Origin of the sequence: Nocardiopsis sp. Huas11 (assembly GCF_003634495.1) — a bacterium.
Taxonomy (GTDB): Bacteria; Actinomycetota; Actinomycetes; order Streptosporangiales; family Streptosporangiaceae; genus Nocardiopsis.
The window spans coordinates 6117728-6132440 of the sequence record NZ_RBKY01000001.1 but is presented as its reverse complement, the minus strand read 5'-3'; the positions used below and the strand labels follow the sequence as shown (position 1 = coordinate 6132440).

Below are 14713 nucleotides of genomic sequence, written 5' to 3'. Positions count from 1 at the left end.
GGACCAGAACATGACCACGAACGACGACACGGGTGCGCGTCCGCGCAGGTTCGTGCTCCTGCTGCTCGTCGCTCTCACCGCGATCCTCGTCGACCTCGCCACCAAGCAGTGGGTCCTGGCGACCTTCGGCGTGGGCGAGAGCGTCGACGTGATCGGCAGCCTCCTCCAGTTCACCCTGGTGTTCAACACCGGTGCGGCGTTCTCGCTCGGTACCGACTACACCTGGGTGTTCACCACCATCGCCACGTGCGTGGTCCTCGCCATCGCCTACATCGGCCGACGGGTGCGCAGTGTGTGGTGGGGCGTGACGCTCGGGCTGATGATGGGCGGCGCCGCGGGCAACCTCGTCGACCGCTACTTCCGCGACCCCGCTCCGTTCCACGGGGCGGTCGTGGACTTCATCCGCGTGCCGAACTTCCCCGTGTTCAACATCGCCGACTCCTGCGTGGTGGTCGGAGCGATCCTCGTGGTGGCCCTGACCTTCAAGGGCCTGGGCATGGACGGCGCGATCGTCGAGGACACGCGGGCCGAGAAGAAGACCGGGAAGGACCAGGGCGGCAGCGCCCCGTCCGACGACTCCACCGAAGGGAAGGGCACATGAGCGACACGCGTAGCCTGCCCGTGCCCGACGGGCTGGAGGGCGACCGGCTCGACGCCGCGATCGCCCGATTGTTCGGGCTCTCGCGGACCCGTGCCGCCGAACTGATCGTGGACGGCAGCGTCCTGGTCGACGGCTCCGAGGCGGGCAAGTCCGACCGCGTGCAGGCGGGCGCCTGGCTGGAGATCACCCTCCCCCCGCCGCCCACCGCGCCGGTGCCCCGGGCCGAGGCGGTCCCGGGCATGAAGATCGTGCACGAGGACGCCGACATCATCGTCGTGGACAAGCCGGTCGGGGTGGTCGCCCACCCCACGGTCGGCTGGACCGGCCCGAGCGTCCTGGAGGGGCTGCTGGCCTCCGGCGTGCAGCTGGCCACCAGCGGGGCCGCCGAACGCCAGGGGATCGTGCACCGGCTGGACGCCAACACCACCGGCCTGATGGTCGTGGCCAAGAGCGAGACCGCCTACAGCGTGCTCAAGCGGGCGTTCAAGGAGCGCACGGTCGACAAGCGCTACCACACGCTCGTCCAGGGCCACCCGGACCCGCTCCGCGGGACCGTGGACGCGCCGATCGACCGGCACCCGGCCGGTGACGGGCGCTGGGCCGTGGTCGCGGGCGGACGCCCCTCGGTGACGCACTACGACACCCAGGAGGCCTTCCGGGCCGCCAGCCTGCTGGAGATCAAGCTGGAGACCGGGCGCACCCACCAGATCCGCGTGCACATGGCGGCGCTGCGGCACCCGTGCGTGGGCGACATCCTCTACGGGGCCGACCCGTCGCTGGCCGAGCGCCTGGGTGTGCGGCGCCAGTGGCTGCACGCGGTGCGGCTGGGCTTCGACCACCCCACCGAGCACCGCCCGGTGGAGTTCTCCAGCACCTACCCCGAGGACCTCGCCACGGCGGTCGAAGGACTGCGCGAGGACTGACCGACGACGTCGCCGCCGGGGCGTTCGGGGTCGCCCCGCACGCCCCGACGTGTAAGTGGCCGCCCCACCCGGACGGGGTCGGCCGGGTGGAGCAGAGATGACCGACGAGGTCCCCGGCGCGCGAGCAGGGACGACGGAGCCGCTGGAGGGCGACGGCGTCACCGCCGGGATCGTGCGCGTGGGCGACACCGTGCGCCGACCGGTCCGCCCGTTCAGCGCGACCGTGCGCGCCTACCTCGCCCACCTGCACGACGCGGGCTTCGCCGCGGCCCCGGTTCCGCTCGGTGTGGACGGTCAGGGCCGCGAAGTGCTCTCGTACGTCCCCGGGGACGTCCCCAGGGAACCGCTGCCCGCCGAGGCCACGGGCGAGGCGGTCCTGGTCGCGCTGGCCGGCCTCATCCGTCGGCTGCACGACGCCGCGCAGGGCTGGGAACCCCCGCCCGACGCGGTGTGGGGCGGCCTTCCCGGAGCGCACACCGTCGACCTGCCGCCGGTGGACGAGCCCGCCGAACTGGTCGGCCACCGCGACTACTGCCCCGGCAACGTGGTCTTCAGGGACGGGCTGCCCAGCGCCCTGATCGACTTCGACCTGGCCAGGCCCACCACCCGCCTGTACGACGTGGTCAACGCCCTGTACTGGTGGGCGCCGCTGCTCGATCCCCGTGACCGTCCGCCCGCCCTGGCCGAGGCCCACATTCCGCGCCGGGTCGCGGTCTTCGCCGACGCCTACGGGCTGACCGGCGGGCAGCGCGCGGAACTCGTGCCGCTGGCGGCGAGGGTGATCCATCGCTTCCACCTCGGTGCGCGGGCCGCGGCCCGGCACGATCCGGTGTTCCGGCGGATGTGGGAGCGGGGCGTGCGGGACCGGATGCCGCGAGCGCAGGCATGGATCGCCGTGCGGGGGCCCTCGATCGCGGCGCGGATCAGCGGTCGGACCGTGCTCTGAGGGGCCGCACCCTCAGCAGGCCCTGGCACAGGGCGGCGCCCACGATGATCACGACGGCGCCCACCGGCTGGTTCCAGGCCAGGGTCTCGCCCAGGAGGACGATCCCGGCGATGACGGCGACCAGGGGCACCACGTAGGTGACGGTCGTGGCCACGGTCGCCCCGGCGGCGCGCACGATCGCGTACTGCAGGATGTAGGCGGCCCCCGTGCCCAGGGAACCGAGCAGGACCACCGAGACCACCACCTGCCACGTCACCCCCGTGGGCACACCGTGCAGCGCGGGCGCCAGCAGCACCAGCGGCGCCGCCCCCAACAGGAGCTGGAGCGTGCTCAGTTCCAGTGCGCCGTGCGGGCTGCCCGCCACGAAGCGGCGCAGGTAGGGCGTCCCGATCCCGTAGCAGGCGGTCGCGCCGACGACGAACAGCATGCCCAGTCGGGCGTCGCCGTCGCTCACGGCGACCTCGCCCAGGGAGTTCCACACACCGAGCACGGTCAGCACGCCCAGGAAGCCGATGCCCAGGCCCAGGACCCTGTTCAGGTCGGGGCGCTCGTCGCTGAGCAGCAGCATCGAGAACACCACGGCGAACAGCGGGGTCGAGGCGTTGACGATCCCCATCAGCGCGGACGGGATGAGCTGGGCGGCGTAGCCGAACAGGGTGAAGGGGATCGTGTTGAGCAGCAGCGCCGTCACGAACAGGTGCCCCCACAGGCGGGGCGAGCGCGGCAGTCGCCCTCCGCGCAGGTGCAGCACGGCCAGCAGCGGGAGGCCGCCGGCGAGCATGCGGCCCAGGGACAGCTGCAGCGGCGTCAGGGCCTGCGCGCCGACCTTGATGAACACGAAGCTCAGACCCCAGATCAGGGCCAGCAGGACGAACTTGGCGCGCCAGTCGGTCAGGATCCGGGAGACGGTGGCGGGTGAGGCCTCGGACGGGGCGAGAACGGACATGGTCTGGTTCTACCGTGGTCCATGTATTAGGTCTACTTCGCTTTTCTTAAGCTGGACGTTAGTATCCCTTACATGCTCAGTGTCGACCGACTCCGTGTCCTCCACGCCATCGCCGCGCACGGATCCCTCAGCGCCGCCGCCCAGGCGCTCCACGTCACCAACTCGGCCGTCTCCCAACAGCTCACCAAGCTCGAACGCGAGGTCGCCCAGCCCCTCGTCGAACGCAACGGCCGGGGCGTGCGGCTCACCGACGCCGCCGAACTCCTGGTCGAGCACACCTCCCGCATCCTGTCGATGGTCCAGCGCGCCGAGGCCGACCTCGAAGCCCACCGCGACGACGTCATCGGCCACCTGCGCATGTCAGGCACCCCCACCGCCGTGCGCGGCCTGCTGCCGCACGCACTGAACTCCCTGCGCGAGGCCCACCCCGGGCTCCGGCTGGAACTCAACGAGGAGGAACCGCATGAGAGCGTCCCCGCCGTGGTGCGCGGCGACGCGGACCTGGCGATGATCATCGACTGGGTGGGTGCGCCCTTGGAACTGCCCGCGTCCATGAGCCGGGCCCCGCTCATGGACGACATCGGCGATATCGCCCTGCCCGCCGACCACCCCCTGGCCCACCGCGAGCTGCTGGAGGTGGACGAAATCCTCTCGCTGCCGTGGATCAGTTGGTCCAGGGGGTCGATCTGCAACGACTGGCTCCACGACATGATCCGCAGCCGCGGCGCGGAACCCGTGATCGTGCACAACGTCGAGGAGCACCAGACCAAGCTCGCCCTCATCGCCGCCGGGATCGGCGCCGCGGTCATGCCCAGGCTCGGCCGCGGCCCAGTGCCCGAGGGCGTGCGGATCGTCCCCGTCCAGCCCGCCCTGGTCCGCCAGGTGTACGTATTCTGGCGCACCGACGCCTCGCGCCGCCCCGCCATCCGCGCCACCGTCCGCGCGCTGCGCGAGGCCGCCGCCGCGTACGCCGAATGAGGGATCCCCGCGCGCCTCCCGCGAGCGGGCGGTGCGGGGGGACCGATGGTGCCCGCGTGCACTGACCTGTGTCCAGACCCGTGCCTAGCCCGACAACAGGCCCGTCAGGGTGGCGGACGGACTGATGACGTCCGGGTCGGTGCGCACGTCCACCAGGGTCGGCAGGTCGGCGTCCACCGCCTCGACCAGTGCCTTCTCCAGCTCCGCGCGTGTGTGCGCCGTCGCGCCCCGGGCGCCCAGCGACCGCGCGAACCCGGCCAGGTCCAGCGGGCCGCTGATCCGCGTACCGGCGATCCGGCCCATCTCCCGGGCCTGGTGCATCGCGATCGTGCCGTAGAGGCCGTTCTGGAACACGACCACGGTGATCGGCGCGCCCACGCGCACCGCCGTCTCCAACTCCTGGCCGGTCATCATCGTGCCGCCGTCACCGGCCACCGCGACCACCGTGCGCTCCGGTGCGGCGATCTTGGCCGCCACCGCCGCGGGCACGGCGTAGCCCATGGCCCCGCTGGTGGGGGCCAGTTGCGTGCGGGGATGGCGGAACCACCATCCCCGGTGCAGGAAGCTCGCGAAGTTGCCCGCGTCGTTGGTGATGAGGGCGTCCTCGGGCAGGGCCTCGCGCATGCCCGCGACCACCGACCACGGGTGCAGGCCCGGTCCGGGGTGTTCGAGGGCCCCGGGCGGCACCGTGGCCGTGTCCACCCACGCCCGCCGGGCGGTGCTCCAGTCGCGGTGGGGCGCTCGGACCGGTGATCCGGCCAGGGCGCGCAGGGCATGGCCCGCGTCGGCGACGGCGCCGAACCACAGGTCGGTGGTCGCGCCCACCTGCCCCGGGTCGATGTCGATCTGCGCCACCTTCGCGCCGGTCCCGCGCTGGGGCAGTGTGAAGTCCTGCGTGGTGGTCTCGCTCAACCGGCAGCCGACCACCAGCACGGCGTCGGCGTCGCGCAAGGCGTCCAGGGTCGTGGGCGGAGCGCCCAGCCCCAGGTGGCCGAGGTAGAGCGGATGGTCGTTGGGGAAGACGTCCTGGCGCCGCCAGGCCGCGTACACCCCGGTGCCGAACCGCTCGGCGACGGCGACCAGGTCCTCCCGGGCCGCGCGGGCGCCGCCGCCCGCGATGAGCACGGGGCGCTCCGCCCCCGCGAGCAGGTCGGCCAGCCGGTCGCGATCGCCGTCGGAGAGCGGCGGTCGGGGCACCTGGAAGGGGACCGGCGGGGCCTGGGGTCCCACCCGCTGCCCGAACAGGTCGCCGGGCACCGCGATCGCCACCGGTCCCGGCCGTCCGGTCGTCGCGATCCGGATCGCCTTCGCGGTGACCTCCGCCAGCCGGTCGGCCCGGTGCACGGTCGTGGACCACTTGGTGATCGGCGCGTAGAACGCGGTGAGGTCCACCTCCTGGAAGGCCTCGCGGCCGAGCCGCTCGGTCTCGGCCTGGCCCAGGAAGGCGATCATCGGCGTGGAGTCCTGCATCGCCGTGTGCACGCCCACGGCGAGGTTGGCCGCCCCGGGGCCCCGGGTGGCGGCGGCCACCGCCGGCACACCGGTGAGCTTGGCATCGGCCTCGGCCATGAACCCGGCGCCGTTCTCGTGGCGGGTGGAGACCAGGGACATCCCCGGGTGGAGGTCGATGGCGTCGGCGAGTTCGAGGAAGCTCTCGCCGGGAACGGTGTAGCACCGGCGGATCCCGGCGGCGGCCAGGACCTCCACGGCCGCGTGCGCGGCGGTGTCGGCGGGGGGTAGGCGGCGGGCAGGGGTCATGGGGCGGGGTCCTTCCGTCGTTGCAAGGTCCACAGTGCGCGCCGGAGCGCGTGCGGCCGACTCTGGCACCCGCCCCGGTGCCGGTCAAGGACGAGGAGGCCGGTTCGGGATCAGGTCGCGCCCAGGGCCCGCAGGCCCGCGGTGGTGGCCGCCGCGGCGACGATCACCACCAGGAAGGGCGCGCGCAGCACCAGGGCCAGCACGGCCGCGCCGAGCCCGGCCATTCGCGCGGTGTCCCAGGACAGGGCCTGGCCGTCGCCGCGCAGGGCCTCCACCGTGATGAGCGCGGCGAGCAGCGCGAGCGGGACGGCGGTGGCGAACCGCTGGAGCCAGGGGTTGTCGAGCAGGCGGCGCGGGGCGGCCAGGCCCGCGAGCTTCAGCAGGTAGCAGCCCCCCGCGGTGGCGATCAGCGCGATCCACAGGGTCATGTGCGGGCCTCCTCGGCGGGTTCGGCGGGATCGGCGGCGGCCGCGGGTGCGGCGCCGACCGGGCGGATGAGGGCGATCAGGGCGGCGGAGGCCGCGAGCAGCACCGGTACGCCGGGCGGGAGCAGCGGCGTGGCGGCCAGGGCGATGCCGGCGCCCACGGCGGCGATCAGCCACGCACGGCCGCCGCCCTCGCGCAGCCGGGGCCAGAGCAGGCCGAGGAAGATCGCCGGTCCGACGGCGTCCAGGCCGAAGGCGTCCATGTCACTGACGCGCTCGGTGGCCAGCGCGCCCGCCAGCGTCGTCAGGACCCAGGACCCCCCGAGCACCGCGTAGGTGGTCACGAAGGCCGTCCGGGCCGAGGCCCGGTCGGGCTGGGCCAGCGTGATCGCGGCGGTCTCGTCGATGACGCCGTGCGCGGCGACCACGCGCTTCGTGCCGCGCCAGTCGAGGAGGTCGGCCAGGCGCAGCCCGTAGAGGGTGTTGCGGGCACCGAGTAGGAGCGCGCCCAGGACACCGGCGACCAGGCTGCCCCCGCCGGCGATGACGCCGACGAGCGCGAACTGGGAGGCGCCGGTGAACGCGAACAGGCTGAGGAACAGGGCCTGTGCGGGGGACAGGCCCGCGGCCACCGCGGCCGTGCCGAAGGCCAGGCCGGCGGCGCCGACGGCGACACCGATCCCCAGGCTGTCGCGCACGGCGGGCGACTTGAGCAGAGCGAAGGTTCTCACCCGACGCACCGTAGGCGGGGCGCGCCCTCGGCGTCTTGAACGTTCTTGCGGGCGCCGGTGGCCGTCAGGAGGCCAGCAGGGCTCGCTGGTAGGCGCCGGGCGGCACCCCGAGGTGGCGTTTGAAGTGGCGGGTCAGGTGGGGCTGGTCGGCGAACCCGACCAGCGCGGCGACCTCGCCCGGCGGGCGGCCGGCGCGCAGCAGGGCGCGGGCCCGGTCCACGCGCACCTGGTTGACGTAGGCGTGCGGGGGCAGGCCGTGGACGCCGCGGAAGGCCCTGGTGAGCGCGAACGGTCCGAGCCCGACCTCGGCGGACAGCTCCTCCAGGGTGGGCGGATCCAGAAGCCGGGCCTCGAGGATCCGGCGGGCGCGCTCCACCTCGGGGCGGGCGGCGTGCGGGGCCGGGTCGGCCGCCGGTTCGCGTCCGTGGGTGCGCAGCAGCAGGCCCAGCCCCTGGCGCGTCAGGGCGGAGGCGGTCAGCGGGTCGCCGTGGTCGGCCGCCAGGTGGGCGTCGACCAGGATGCGGGCGACCTCGGGGGCGTGGATGCCGGACTCGGTGAACGCGGGGGTCCCACGGATGCCCCGTTCGCGCGCGATGCCCTCGACGACCTCGCGGGAGGGGTAGAAGACCCGGTAGCCCCATCCTTCGGGGATGCCGGCGTGCCCGGTGTGCACCTCACCCGGGCCGACCACGGCCAGACCCCCCGGACCCACGCGCGCCCGGCCTCCCGGGTGCGTGTACTCCTCGATGCCGTCGGTGATGACGCCGATGGTGTACGTGGGATGCGTGTGGCGGACGAACGAGGTGGTGACGAAACGGGCGGTGAGGAGTTCGGTGCCGGGCAGGCCGGGGAAGCGCCAGTAGCGCGCGTGCTCCACGCGCGGATCCTCGACGGTCGGGTGTACGTCACTGGGCAGGCCCATACGCCCAGATTAGGTCCCCGTGCCAGGAGTGCCCGCACGGAGTGGTCGGAACCGGGCGCCGGTCCGGCGCCCGCCGGCGCACCCGCTAGCCTGCGGGGATGAGCACGAATGAACTTCAGATCCGGCTGGCCCAGGACCCCCGCGACCTCGCCGCGGTGTTCGTCATCCGCGGTGCCGTGTTCGTCGCCGAGCAGGAGGTCCCCATCGAGGAGGAGTGGGACGACCGCGACCCGGCCGCGGACCAGTTCGTGGCGCTGCTGGACGGCGTGCCGGTGGGCACGGTGCGGCTGGTGGAGCAGGCTCCGGCCGACGGCACGGGGCAGGCGTCGGGGCTGCTGGGACGCCTGGCGGTCCTGCCGAAGGGGCGGGGCTCGGGCACGGGCGCCGCGCTGGTCAGGGCGGTGGAGGAACGGGCCCGCGAGCGCGGGTTCTCCTCGGTGGAGCTGCACGCCCAGACGCACGCCCTCGGCTTCTACGAGCGGCTCGGCTACACCGCGCACGGCGAGGAGTTCCTCGACGCCGGCATCCCGCACCTGCACATGGTGCGGCGGCTCGGCTGAGCGGAGGGGGCGGGTGCGCTCCCCGGTGTGACAGGGAGCGCACGGCCCGCAGACCTCTTCCTCGGATACTACCGAGTAAGATTCGGTTCGGTGTGGGTGACTCCACGCCCCAGCACCACCGATCCGACGAGGAACACATGACGGTCCACTCGCAGCCGGTCGCCGAGGCCCCCGACCCCCGGTCCTACGGCCTCCCCGTGGTCGAGGACGGCTCCATCCCCGCCGAACTGCGCTCCCTGGTCTCCCGCGTGCACGACCTCATCGACGTCGTCGCCAACACCGGAGCCGACAGGGAGACGCTGGCGGAGGCCGCCGCCGTGGTCGAGGACCTCACGGGCCGGCTCGACGTCGACCGCCGCCAGATCGGCACCATGGTCGAGCGCACGATGGCCGACGGCACGACCGAGTACGGCACCATCACCAACATCGTCTCGGGCGACACCAACCCCGTCGCCCCGCCGCTGTTCCTCGAACGCGTTCCCGGCGGACTGCGCGGCGAGGTCACGCTCAACACCCTCTACCAGGGCCCGCCCGGACTCGCGCACGGCGGCTGGGTCGCCGCGCTCCTGGACCAGGCCGTGGGCAGCGCATCGGCGATCCACACCAGCCCCGGCCTGACCGCGAAGCTGGAAGTCAACTACCGCAGACCCACGCCGCTGTTCACCCCGTTGGAGGTCGTCGGCCGGGTGGACCGGACGGAGGGCCGCAAGGTCTTCGTCTCCGGCGAGATCCGCGCCCACGGCGAGATCACCGCCGAGGCGACCGCCCTGATGATCCGCATCCAGATCCCGTAGCGGGCACTGGGGCCTGGGGACGTGCCGCTCCGGCGGCGCGCCGCTCCGCGGTCCCGCGTGGGCCGGAACACGGGCACCGAACTCCACGTGCGGTGTCCGGACACGGTACAGTCGTCCCCATGACCCACCGCACCTCTGTGTTTAGCCGGCCGACGCGCCCGTCGGCCGCTTTCACGTAGGCGGAACAGGGAACGTCGGCAACAGAGCACTCGGGCCTTCCGGCCCCGGTGCTCTTTCGTTTTCCAGGCGGCCGACGCTCCCCACGCACCCAGTCCGGCGGGACGGACGGCCGCACCGCGACCGGTTCACACCCGTTGGAGGCCACCGTGCAGATCCCGACCGCCACCCCCGCGCCCGACGAGCGCATCCGCGAGCTCCGCGGCCGCATCGACCGGATGGACGCCGAACTCGCCGCGCTCCTGGAGCGCCGCGCGCTCGTCGCCGCCCAGGTGCAGCGGCTCAAGCCCGTCGGGTACTTCGCCGGCCGCGACCCGCGCCGCGAGCGCGAACTCGTCGAGCGCATGGCCGAGCACGCGCCCCGTCTGGGGGCCGAGCGGCTCGCCGACATCATGGACAGCGTGATCAGCGCCGGCCTGTCCGCCGCCCAGGAGGAGTCCGAGCGCTAGGACGTCTCGCGCCGCGGGCCGGGTTCACCCGCACGCCACGTCCACCCACACCAGGCGGTGGTCGGAGCTCGGGAACGGGTAGTCCCCGGTGAGCCGGAAGAGCGGGTCGTCCGCCGCGGGCCAGAACACGCCCGCGCCCCGCACACCCAGGTCGGCCGACGGCAGCACGTAGTCCGCACGCAGGTGGGCGGGCGCCGGCGGCGCCGCCGGGTCCACGGCCGCCGCGCCCAGCCCGCCGCGGCTGCGCGGCCGGGGATCGGTGACCCTCGGATGCTCCAGGAGCCGCCGGATCGCCTCGGGATGCCCGTCGCCCGCGTCGGGGTCGGCGTTGAGGTCGCCCGCGACCACGAAGGGAGCGCCCGGGGCCAGGCCGCCGCGGCGCCCGGCGTCGTCGTACAGATAGGGGGCGTCGCCGGAGACGTAGTCGGCCCAGAACCGGATCTCGTCGTGGTTGCGCAGGACGTTGCGGCGTTCGGGGCCGTCGAAGGCCGGGGGCGTGGGATGGCTCGCCAGCAGGTGGACGGGACGCCGGCCGCCGACGTCCACCGGCACGTCCCAATGGCTCTTGGACGACAATCGCAGCACGTCCAGGGCCTCGGGGGAGTGGAACGGCTCCCCGGTGTCAGGGCGCACGGGCAGCAGGGCGCCCGGCAGGTCCGCCCACCGGAACTCGCGGAAGGTGCGGACCCGGTCGGTCAGCAGCGGGTACCGCGAGAACAGGGCCATCCCGTACTGGCCGGGGAAGAGCCCGAACCCGAACGCGTCCCCGGCGTAGGCGGTGCTGCCCGGTGTCGTGACCACCCGCCCGTCGCCGTCCAGGTCCGCCCCGGACGGCACCCCGGTGTTCACCGGCGCGGTGTACACGTACGGGAAGTCCATTCCCGCCGCGCCGCCCCGGCCCACCGCCAGGTAGGAGTCCAGGAACAACCGGGGGCCCAGGCCGTGGTGGTCGTGGTCGAACTCGGTGACCAGCAGGACGTCGGGGCGCACCCACTGGACGATCTCGGCGACGTTGGCGATCTGGGGGTGCCCCGGCGCGGACAGGTCCTTCAGCAGCCTCCCCGGGGTCGGGCGCGACAGGGCGGCGTTGAAGGTCGCGAAGCGCACCACGCCCTCGGCCGGAGGCGGCGGTACCGACGAAGAGGCCTCCGAGGCGGGAGGGACGGGGTCCACCCCGGACGAGGCCAGCACGAGGGTGGCGGTCGAGCCGTGGTGATGCATGGTCGCATCCTCTCGCGGGGCGGGGGAGTGGGGGAACGGTACCGCCGGACGGGAGAGCGTGCGTCCACAGGCGTCGAAAAGGCCTTGGACCGACTCCCCGGCCTTGCTTGAATGGGCACCTATGGAACCGATCGAACCCGTTCGTCCGTTCCGGTGGGACCTCGCCCGTGGGGACCGCCTGGGCTCCCTCGTCGACGGGCACGACACCGCCCCGTTCCAGCTGGAGGGGCTCACCGACTGCGCCGCCCGGGTGCTCGCCCGCAGCGCCGACGGCGACATGTACTTCGTGGGCCGTTCACCCGACAGCCTGTTCGACCTGCTCAGCGGCGTCCTGGCCGACTCGCCCCACCAGGAGCGCCTGCACCGGCTGCCCCTGTCGCTCTTCGGCGAGGACGGCCGCGGACTCACCCCGGACGAAAGAGAGCGCCTGCGTGCCCTTCTGACCGCCGCCGGCGTGACACCCCGGCGGTTGGCGGGCGGTGTCAGGCCGGTGGTGTTCGTCGACCTGGTCCATCGGGGGTCGACCTTCGCCAACCTGCACGCCGAACTGCGCGACTGGATCGACGACGAGCGCGCCCCGTGGAACACCATCCGCGGCCGCCTGGGCTACCTCGGCATCACTGTCCGGGAGAAGACCAGTCCGAACACCTGGCGTTGGCAGCAGCACGCAGACTGGGTGCGGGAGTTGCCCGCGCGCGCCGTGCGCAACGTCTCCATCGAGGGCCACCTCTGGCGGTACATGGGCGACCGGCAGGACAAGACCGAGCCGTCCTTCCGGCGCACCCGCTGGGCCGACCCGGACATGACCCTGCCGCGCCACGACGACGCGGCCCGTGCCGCCCTGGCCGAGGCGGTGCGGTTCTACCGCGGCGGCCGCACCCGCGCGGTCCGCTCCCGCGTGCACAGAGTGCTCACCGGAGAACCGGCCTTCCGCGACCCCTGGCTGCGCGACCTCGCCCGCACCCTCCGGTAGCACCGCACGTCACTCCTTCGGCTCGGGATCCACCCAGGCGAGATGGAGGGGGACGCCTGGTGCCCGGCACACCCGCAGGGCGGACCGCACGGAGGCGAAGGAGCCCTGGACCGGCATGGCGTCACCGATGAGCGTCACGCGGCCGTCACGGAACGCCTGGCCCCAGGCGAGGACGACCGCGTCGGACTCGTCGTAGTCCATGGCGCACACGGCGAACCGTCGGGGTGCCTCCTCGGCGGCCAGGAGGTCGGCCTCGGCGCGCAAAGCCGCGGGTGTGAGGGACAGGGACAACATCGGTGCAGCGGCGTTGTTGTGCATGCTCCGAGCCTGGTGGAGGGCCATCACTCCATGCCACGGATACGCGCTCACCGAATGACCTGTGGATTTCCGTCCGAAATGCCGGAGAGCCCTGTGGACCGCTGTGGTCCGCACCTGGATCGTTGTGCCCACGTTCCGGGCAACCGTGGGCGCGGTGGCCGAGCCGGACCTGTGGAAAACCCCAACCGAACGTGAGTGCGGAACTACGCTGAGAGGGCCGGTCGATTGCGGTCGGTACCGACCATTACCCCCTCGCCCCTGTCGGAGCGTTCGCCATGACCGACCTGCACCTCGTCCACGATGAGGAACCCGACGCCGAGCCGCGTACGGTCTCGTTGGCGTTGAGGTACTACGCCAGCGAACTCAAGCGCCACCGCGAGGCCGCCGGTTTGACGCAGGCCCAGCTCGCCGAACTCATCCCGTACTCGAAGTCCATGGTCTCGATGGTCGAGACCGCCAAGCGCTCGCCGGTGGAGAGCCGCGAGGGCGACAAGGTCACGTCCAGGTTCACCGAGTGCTGCGACGAGATGCTGAACACCGGAGGGGCCCTGGGCCGGATACTGCCATTGCTGGAGGACACCAGCGACCCATATCCCCCGTGGTTCAAGCCTTACGCGAACCTGGAAGCCGAGGCCACCGCCATCTACACCTTCCAGTCGCAGACAGTGCCAGGGCTCCTTCAGACGGAAGCATATGCACGAGCCGTCCTCGGTAGTGGTCGCCCGTACATGGGAGACGATGAGCTTGAACGACAGACGGCGGCCAGGATTCAGCGCCAGCAGATCCTTCAGCGCGAATCGCCGCCGACGCTACTCGCAGTGATAGACGAACTGGTCGTCCGACGACCCATCGGTGGGACGACCGTGCTGAGACAGCAGGTCGAGAGGCTCATAGAGCTGGCTGAGAGCCGAGTTGTAAGCCTGGGGATCGTACCGATCGGTGCGACAGAGCATGCAGGGTTGGATGGGTCGTGGAATCTCTTGGACTTCATCGGAGAGGAATCACTCCTGTACATCGAAGCCGGTGGGACTGCCACAATGTCCAATCAGGCGAAGGATGTCCTACCGGTGCGTCAGGCGTTCGGTGCACTGTGCATGCAGGCGTTGGCGCCCCGTGCCACTGTTGAGCTGATGATGGGAATTGCGAGAGACCTATGACCAATGAGCGAGAGCTTCCCGGACTCAGGTGGTGGAAGTCCAGCTACAGCGGGAGCAAGGGCGGCGACTGCGTGGAAGTAGCAGAGGGTACGTGCCACATGTATCTTCGCGATTCCAAGTATCCCGAACTGGGTCACTTCACCTTCGGTACGGGCGAGTGGTGTGCCTTCCTCGTGGCCTCTGAGCACGGCTAACCTGAACCGTCGGTGGCTGGACTTCGTCTGGCCAGTGAGAGGGGTGGGCCCGTGTTCCTCCAGAGACGCACGTTGGGGAGCGGGGCACGTGGTCCAAGAACCGTGGATCGTGGTCACAACCCGACTGTGAGCAGGCGCCCGGGATGTCCGTAGTCCCTGTGGCCTTCTGTGGGCGTGGGACACCCACTGTGAGCGGAGTTCCGGTGTCCGGGGTGCCGTGCCAGGGCATCGCTACGGCAGGCCGAACCGGACTGCGGTTCGGAGCACTGAGGAGGGGCCGTGGACGACCTGTACAAGATCGACCTCCGCGGAGTCGCGTGGGCGAAGCCCTGCGGGGGCAACAGCGATGAGAACGGCGACGAGGAGTCGTGCGTCCTCGTGGCCGACACCCCTGAAGTAGTCGCCGTCCGTGACTCCAAGAACCCGGCCATGGCGGCGCTGCGGTTCACGAAGTCGGAGATGGACGCCTTCGTTCGCCACTACGCCCGTGAGAACGACATCATGATCTAGGACCGCCTCTCGTGGCTGGGCTCGCATCCTGGTGGTGCGGGCCCTGTTCGTTGTCCACAGGGGGCCGCGAGAGTCGTGGGAAAGTCGTAGGCTCAGGAGTACCTACCTGTCCGTCCACCCTCCTGGGGGC

Annotated in this window: 18 protein-coding genes; 11 read left to right on the top strand and 7 right to left on the bottom strand. The window is 72.3% G+C overall.

Annotated elements, in window-relative coordinates; all coding sequences use genetic code 11:
• Positions 1 to 10 precede the first annotated feature (10 nt).
• The 3 genes from lspA to DFP74_RS27635 all read left to right on the top strand — a co-directional run bounded on the left by lspA (position 11) and on the right by DFP74_RS27635 (position 2470).
• Positions 11 to 601: a signal peptidase II gene (gene lspA / locus DFP74_RS27645; protein ID WP_121186161.1), complete on the top strand. Its 591-nt coding sequence runs from the start codon at positions 11 to 13 to the stop codon at positions 599 to 601.
• Entirely contained in the window at positions 598 to 1524 is a 927-nt protein-coding gene (locus DFP74_RS27640) for an RluA family pseudouridine synthase (protein WP_121186159.1), read from the top strand. The genes lspA and DFP74_RS27640 overlap by 4 nt, the downstream gene beginning before the upstream one ends.
• Positions 1525 to 1621: 97 nt before the next feature.
• Positions 1622 to 2470, top strand: coding sequence for a phosphotransferase enzyme family protein (locus tag DFP74_RS27635; protein WP_121186157.1), 849 nt, complete (start codon positions 1622 to 1624; stop codon positions 2468 to 2470).
• Here DFP74_RS27635 and DFP74_RS27630 read toward each other — a convergent pair.
• Positions 2448 to 3416, bottom strand: coding sequence for a DMT family transporter (locus DFP74_RS27630; protein WP_121186155.1), 969 nt, complete (start codon positions 3414 to 3416; stop codon positions 2448 to 2450). The two genes, DFP74_RS27635 and DFP74_RS27630, sit on opposite strands and share 23 nt — an antisense overlap.
• A 72-nt stretch (positions 3417 to 3488) precedes the next feature.
• Here DFP74_RS27630 and DFP74_RS27625 point away from each other — a divergent pair, with 72 nt between their 5' ends.
• Entirely contained in the window at positions 3489 to 4394 is a 906-nt protein-coding gene (locus DFP74_RS27625; RefSeq protein ID WP_121186153.1) for a LysR family transcriptional regulator, read from the top strand.
• An 84-nt stretch (positions 4395 to 4478) separates the two neighbouring features.
• Here the strand turns inward: DFP74_RS27625 and DFP74_RS27620 are convergent, their stop codons facing one another.
• The 4 genes from DFP74_RS27620 to DFP74_RS27605 form a co-directional block, all read right to left on the bottom strand.
• Positions 4479 to 6152 carry a thiamine pyrophosphate-dependent enzyme gene (locus DFP74_RS27620; RefSeq protein WP_121186151.1) on the bottom strand — a complete coding sequence of 558 codons (1674 nt, stop codon included), beginning with the start codon at positions 6150 to 6152 and terminating at the stop codon, positions 4479 to 4481.
• 110 nt (positions 6153 to 6262) lie between these two features.
• A complete protein-coding gene (locus DFP74_RS27615) occupies positions 6263 to 6580 on the bottom strand; it encodes an AzlD domain-containing protein (RefSeq protein ID WP_121186149.1) in 318 nt (105 codons plus the stop codon).
• Positions 6577 to 7308 (bottom strand): AzlC family ABC transporter permease, encoded by a 732-nt coding sequence (locus DFP74_RS27610; RefSeq protein ID WP_233571189.1) that lies wholly within the window; start codon positions 7306 to 7308, stop codon positions 6577 to 6579. Before DFP74_RS27610 ends, DFP74_RS27615 begins: the two co-directional genes overlap by 4 nt.
• A gap of 64 nt (positions 7309 to 7372) precedes the next feature.
• Positions 7373 to 8230: an AraC family transcriptional regulator gene (locus DFP74_RS27605; protein ID WP_199725800.1), complete on the bottom strand. Its 858-nt coding sequence runs from the start codon at positions 8228 to 8230 to the stop codon at positions 7373 to 7375.
• A gap of 98 nt (positions 8231 to 8328) precedes the next feature.
• On the opposite strand from DFP74_RS27605, the gene DFP74_RS27600 reads away from it, so the two are divergent.
• The 3 genes from DFP74_RS27600 (at position 8329) to DFP74_RS27590 (ending at position 10210) form a co-directional block, all read left to right on the top strand.
• The gene (locus DFP74_RS27600; RefSeq protein ID WP_121186147.1) at positions 8329 to 8790 is read left to right on the top strand and encodes a GNAT family N-acetyltransferase; all 462 of its coding nucleotides are present in this window, start codon (positions 8329 to 8331) and stop codon (positions 8788 to 8790) included.
• A 137-nt stretch (positions 8791 to 8927) separates the two neighbouring features.
• On the top strand, positions 8928 to 9584 hold the full coding sequence (locus DFP74_RS27595) for a PaaI family thioesterase (protein ID WP_121188568.1): 657 nt from the start codon (positions 8928 to 8930) through the stop codon (positions 9582 to 9584).
• A gap of 326 nt (positions 9585 to 9910) precedes the next feature.
• A complete protein-coding gene (locus tag DFP74_RS27590; protein WP_121188567.1) occupies positions 9911 to 10210 on the top strand; it encodes a chorismate mutase in 300 nt (99 codons plus the stop codon).
• A gap of 24 nt (positions 10211 to 10234) precedes the next feature.
• Here DFP74_RS27590 and DFP74_RS27585 read toward each other — a convergent pair whose 3' ends face one another.
• Positions 10235 to 11431, bottom strand: coding sequence for an endonuclease/exonuclease/phosphatase family protein (locus tag DFP74_RS27585; RefSeq protein ID WP_121186145.1), 1197 nt, complete (start codon positions 11429 to 11431; stop codon positions 10235 to 10237).
• 121 nt (positions 11432 to 11552) lie between these two features.
• Between DFP74_RS27585 and DFP74_RS27580 the strand changes: the two genes are divergently transcribed.
• Positions 11553 to 12404, top strand: coding sequence for a hypothetical protein (locus tag DFP74_RS27580; RefSeq protein WP_121186143.1), 852 nt, complete (start codon positions 11553 to 11555; stop codon positions 12402 to 12404).
• Positions 12405 to 12413: 9 nt separating this feature from the next.
• Here DFP74_RS27580 and DFP74_RS27575 read toward each other — a convergent pair whose 3' ends face one another.
• On the bottom strand, positions 12414 to 12722 hold the full coding sequence (locus tag DFP74_RS27575; RefSeq protein WP_147453920.1) for a hypothetical protein: 309 nt from the start codon (positions 12720 to 12722) through the stop codon (positions 12414 to 12416).
• A gap of 275 nt (positions 12723 to 12997) precedes the next feature.
• On the opposite strand from DFP74_RS27575, the gene DFP74_RS27570 reads away from it, so the two are divergent.
• From DFP74_RS27570 to DFP74_RS27560, 3 genes are all read left to right on the top strand, one after another.
• Positions 12998 to 13879, top strand: coding sequence for a helix-turn-helix transcriptional regulator (locus DFP74_RS27570; RefSeq protein WP_121186139.1), 882 nt, complete (start codon positions 12998 to 13000; stop codon positions 13877 to 13879).
• Positions 13876 to 14073 carry a DUF397 domain-containing protein gene (locus DFP74_RS27565; RefSeq protein WP_121186137.1) on the top strand — a complete coding sequence of 66 codons (198 nt, stop codon included), beginning with the start codon at positions 13876 to 13878 and terminating at the stop codon, positions 14071 to 14073. Before DFP74_RS27570 ends, DFP74_RS27565 begins: the two co-directional genes overlap by 4 nt.
• Positions 14074 to 14352: 279 nt before the next feature.
• A complete protein-coding gene (locus DFP74_RS27560; protein WP_121186135.1) occupies positions 14353 to 14583 on the top strand; it encodes a DUF397 domain-containing protein in 231 nt (76 codons plus the stop codon).
• Positions 14584 to 14713: the final 130 nt, after the last annotated feature.